Here is an 822-nt window from a genome sequence, read left to right on the forward strand (position 1 = left end):
ACAAAGATTTCGCCACTGCGATACATCCGTGCTTCGCGGCGCCGCTCGTCATCACTGTAATACCTAATCATATATTCCTTTACCGAAGCTTGTTTTTGTTTTGAATAACAAAAGTATAGACAGCGATGTTCAAAAGGTTATCGATAATCACAGGTTTTTTCATAATGTTTCACGGAACATTCGCTATGCCGTTGCAAAGCATTAACGTTTAGGTCAACATCGTGCCCACAAAGACAAACTTTCTGTTGTTAAAACAATAACCTGTCGGAAACGAAACGATATCAGTAGGTTAAATAAATGAGCGCTGAATTAGATAATATAAATGTTGCGAGCCAAGAACTCCTTATTACTCCCGCACAACTAAAGCAAGACATCCCTCTTACCGAGAAAGCGAAAGAAGTTGTCACTGAAGGTCGCGAAACGATCAATAATATCCTTGATCGCAAAGACAAGCGTATCTTCCTTGTTGTCGGTCCTTGTTCAATTCATGACATTGATGCTGCCAAAGATTACGCCCTAAGGCTAAAAGAATTGGCAGACAAAGTAAGCGACACTATTTACCTAGTCATGCGCGTTTATTTTGAAAAGCCACGCACAACGATTGGCTGGAAGGGATTGATCAATGACCCACATCTAAACGATTCATTTGAAATCGAAGATGGTCTTCATATTGGTCGTAAGCTTCTGATCGACATCGCAGAAATCGGCCTACCGACTGCTACAGAAGCGCTTGATCCGATTTCTCCGCAATACCTTCAAGACACAATCTCTTGGTCTGCAATCGGAGCAAGAACAACTGAATCGCAGACACACCGTGAAATG

The 822-nt window shown here is 41.8% G+C and carries 1 protein-coding gene; it reads left to right on the forward strand.

Annotated elements, in window-relative coordinates:
- Window positions 1-297: 297 nt before the first annotated feature.
- A partial coding sequence (locus A3762_RS22380; protein ID WP_068757698.1) for a 3-deoxy-7-phosphoheptulonate synthase occupies window positions 298-822 on the forward strand: 525 nt, incomplete at its 3' end.

The sequence above is a fragment of the Oleiphilus sp. HI0125 genome, from assembly GCF_001635355.1.